This window comes from Streptomyces sp. NPDC059695 (genome assembly GCF_042733785.1).
GTDB lineage: Bacteria > Actinomycetota > Actinomycetes > Streptomycetales > Streptomycetaceae > Streptomyces.
In genome coordinates this window covers 1-3,393 of sequence record NZ_JBHWFF010000077.1, presented here as the reverse complement: position 1 = coordinate 3,393, position 3,393 = coordinate 1, and the positions used below count along the sequence as shown (strand labels likewise).

Sequence of the window (3,393 nt, the reverse complement as noted above, 5' to 3'; positions counted from 1 at the left end):
TAGTGCCCACAGGTTCCGCTGGGGCGGAAGGGGTGGGCACAACGGAACGGCGCCCCTTGCCGGGCCCAGGCTCCCGCGCCCTGACCCGCACCACCTGGTGCGGCGCACTCGTGGTGCGGGCCCAGGCACAGAACGCGGAGGCGCCGCTTAAGCGCGCCGTCCCGTGTGCCCACCCGTCCCGCCCCAGCGGGACGATTGCCCACACGGGCGTGGGCGGCGAAGGCCCACACGAGGTGCGGGGTACCGCCCCGCCGGGCGCGGGCCCGCACGGGCCGGGTGCGGCGCCACGCGGGCAGGGGCTACGGCCCGTACGAGCGGTACGGACCCGTCGGGCGGGGGGACGCGCGGCGGGCGGGGGTCAGCCGGGGATCAGGCCGTCGTCGGAGAGCATCGCGCGGACCTCGTCCAGGCTCGCCTCCCCGGCCGGGAGGATGAGCTCCGACGGCTCCAGCGCGTCGTCGGGCAGCGGCGAGCCGAGCCGGCGGACGGCTTCGAGCACGGCGCTCAGCGTGCGCCGGAACCCTTCCTCGTCCCCCGACTCCATCTCTTCGAGCAGCTCGTCGTCCAGCCTGTTCAGCTCGACGAAGTGGCTGTCGGCCAGCTTCCACTGGCCCTCCCCCATGATCCGTACGATCATGACGCGTCCTGTCTGTCGCCTACTTCTCGAAGCGCGGGTGGGACTGCTGCTGCTGAGTGCGGTCCTGCGGCGCGGCCGCGCCACCGCCCTCGATGGCCTGCTGCTGCGCCGAGGGGCCGCCGGCCAGCTCGGCCTTCATCCGCTGGAGCTCCAGCTCGACGTCCGTGCCGCCGGAGAGCCGGTCCAGCTCCGCCTGGATGTCGTCCTTCGCGAGCCCGGACTGGTCGTCCAGGGCGCCCGAGGCGAGCAGCTCGTCGATCGCGCCGGCGCGCGCCTGGAGCTGGGCGGTCTTGTCCTCGGCCCGCTGGATCGCGAGGCCGACGTCGCTCATCTCCTCCGAGATGCCGGAGAAGGACTCGGCGATCCGGGTCTGCGCCTGGGCCGCCGTGTACGTGGCCTTGATGGTCTCCTTCTTGGTGCGGAAGGCGTCCACCTTGGCCTGGAGACGCTGGGCGGCGAGGGTGAGCTTCTCCTCCTCGCCCTGCAGCGTCTGGTGCTGCACCTCCAGGTCGCTGACCTGCTGCTGGAGCGCGGCCCGGCGGGACAGCGCCTCGCGCGCCAGGTCCTCGCGGCCGAGCGCCAGCGCCTTGCGGCCCTGGTCCTCCAGCTTCGCGGACTGGCCCTGCAGCTGGTTCAGCTGGAGTTCGAGCCGCTTGCGGGAGGTGGCGACGTCGGCGACGCCCCGCCGCACCTTCTGCAGCAGCTCCAGTTGCTTCTGGTAGGAGTAATCGAGCGTCTCGCGCGGATCCTCGGCCCGGTCAAGGGCCTTGTTCGCCTTCGCGCGGAAGATCATCCCCATACGCTTCATGACACCGCTCATGGGCTTCGCGCGCCCCCTTCTGACGGACTCGGCTCCAGCTCTTTCAACAGGATCCACAGTACGGGCCCTGTCTCCATTACCGCACTGTTCGGAGCGGGATGCGCTCCTCCCCAAGGACGACTGCGCGCGGTGTTCCCTCCCGCGCAGGGAGTAGATGGATCTCGGGGGAGACCGCGCCCGTCCTCCGTACGTACGCCCGAAGACGCAGTCCGTTAGCGGATCGTTCCCGCCCGGCATGGGGTTCATGCCCACCACCCCGTACCCTTGGGTTTTGTGTTCCGTAGCCGTTCGAAGGACGAGAAGGCCCCCACCGACAAGGTGACGGCGGACCTCTCCACCAAGCAGCCCCGCGACCCCGAGGCCCCCAAGGGCCGCCCGACCCCGAAGCGGAGCGAGGCGCAGACCCAGCGCCGACGCGCCGCGACGGTGCCGACCGACCGCAAGGAGGCCGCCAAGCGCCAGCGCGAGGCACGCCGCACGGACCTGGCCCGGCAGCGCGAGGCGCTGGCCAACGGTGACGAGCGTTACCTGCCCGCCCGCGACAAGGGTCCGGTCCGCCGTTTCGTGCGCGACTTCGTCGACTCCCGGTTCGTGATCGCCGAGTTCTTCCTGCCGATGGCCGTGGTGATCCTCGTGCTGTCGCTGTTCGGCAACGCCAACCGCGGGCTGCAGAACATCTCCCTGCTGCTGTGGCTCGGTGTGATCATCCTGATCGTCATCGACTCGATCGGCATCTGGATCCGCCTGCGGAAGCAGCTGAACGAGCGCTTCCCGAACGAGCCGAAGCGCGGCGCCATCGCCTACGGCCTGATGCGCACGCTCCAGATGCGCCGACTGCGTCTGCCGAAGCCGCAGGTCAAGCGCGGAGAGCGGCCCTGAGCGGCGACAGTTCGGAGTCGGGCGCGCGTGCGTTCGGTGGGGGCGCCCCGGTGCTGCCCGCCGTCGCCCACTGGCCCGCCGGTCCCGGCGGGCTGCGCGACACCATCCGGCAGGAGATCGTCGCCCGTCAGCTCGACGAGCAGATAACCGGCCGCTACCCGGTGGGGCAGCGGCTGCGGATCCTCGACGCGGGCATGGGGCAGGGCACCCAGGCCCTGCGCCTCGCCCGGGCCGGGCACACCGTGACCGGTCTGGAGGCCGACCCGGAGCTCCTGAAGGCGGCCCGTGAGTCGCTGGGGACGGAGCCCGCCGGAATCCGCGAGCGGGTCCGGATGATCGAGGGCGACGGACGCGAGACCGGGGTGCACTTCCTGCCCGGCAGTTTCGACGTGGTCCTCTGCCACGGCGTGCTCATGTACGCGGACGAGCCCGACGCCCTGCTCGCCGGCCTGGCCCGGATGCTGGCCCCCGGCGGCCTGCTGTCCCTGGTCGTGCGGAACGCGGAGGCCCTGTCCATGCGGCCGGGGCTCGCCGGCGACTGGTCGGGGGCGCTCGCCGCCTTCGACTCGGACGTCTACACGGACGACAACGGCGTGAAGGTGCGGGCTGACCGGCTGGACGCGCTCACGTCGACGCTCGCGGGCATCGCCGCGCCGCTGCACGCCTGGTACGGGGTGCGGGTCTTCACCGACGACGTCCCCGCCGACGCGGGCCTTCCGGCCGCCGAGGAGCTGGAGCGGCTGCTCGCCGCCGAGGACCGGGCCGGGCGCACGGAGCCGTACCGGCGGATAGCGGCGCTCCTCCACCTGTGCGGCGTACGGGGCTGACCCGGGGCCCGGGCGTCTCCCGTGCCCGTCGCACCGGGCGAGCCCTGGCCCGCGCCCGCGTGGCCCGCGCCGGGGCGGTGCCCCTCGGCCCGTGTGGGCCCGTCGCCCGCTGCCGTGTGGGCCCGTCGCCCGCTGCCGTGTGGGCAATCGTCCCGCTGGGGCGGGACGGGTGGGCACACGGGACGGCGCGCTGAGCGGCGCCTCCGCGTTCCGGGCCTGGACCCGCACCA

At 73.0% G+C, this 3,393-nt stretch carries 4 protein-coding genes; 2 read left to right on the top strand and 2 right to left on the bottom strand.

The window, feature by feature from the left end:
* Positions 1 to 358 precede the first annotated feature (358 nt).
* Both ACFV2S_RS37850 and ACFV2S_RS37845 read right to left on the bottom strand, forming a co-directional pair.
* Positions 359 to 637: a hypothetical protein gene (locus ACFV2S_RS37850; RefSeq protein ID WP_385570874.1), complete on the bottom strand. Its 279-nt coding sequence runs from the start codon at positions 635 to 637 to the stop codon at positions 359 to 361.
* 19 nt (positions 638 to 656) lie between these two features.
* Positions 657 to 1,457 carry a PspA/IM30 family protein gene (locus ACFV2S_RS37845; RefSeq protein WP_190102537.1) on the bottom strand — a complete coding sequence of 267 codons (801 nt, stop codon included), beginning with the start codon at positions 1,455 to 1,457 and terminating at the stop codon, positions 657 to 659.
* A 273-nt stretch (positions 1,458 to 1,730) separates the two neighbouring features.
* Here ACFV2S_RS37845 and ACFV2S_RS37840 point away from each other — a divergent pair, with 273 nt between their 5' ends.
* The gene (locus ACFV2S_RS37840; protein WP_329856839.1) at positions 1,731 to 2,336 is read left to right on the top strand and encodes a DUF3043 domain-containing protein; all 606 of its coding nucleotides are present in this window, start codon (positions 1,731 to 1,733) and stop codon (positions 2,334 to 2,336) included.
* A 50-nt stretch (positions 2,337 to 2,386) separates the two neighbouring features.
* Positions 2,387 to 3,163, top strand: coding sequence for a class I SAM-dependent methyltransferase (locus tag ACFV2S_RS37835; protein WP_383801932.1), 777 nt, complete (start codon positions 2,387 to 2,389; stop codon positions 3,161 to 3,163).
* The last annotated feature ends 230 nt before the right edge of the window (positions 3,164 to 3,393 follow it).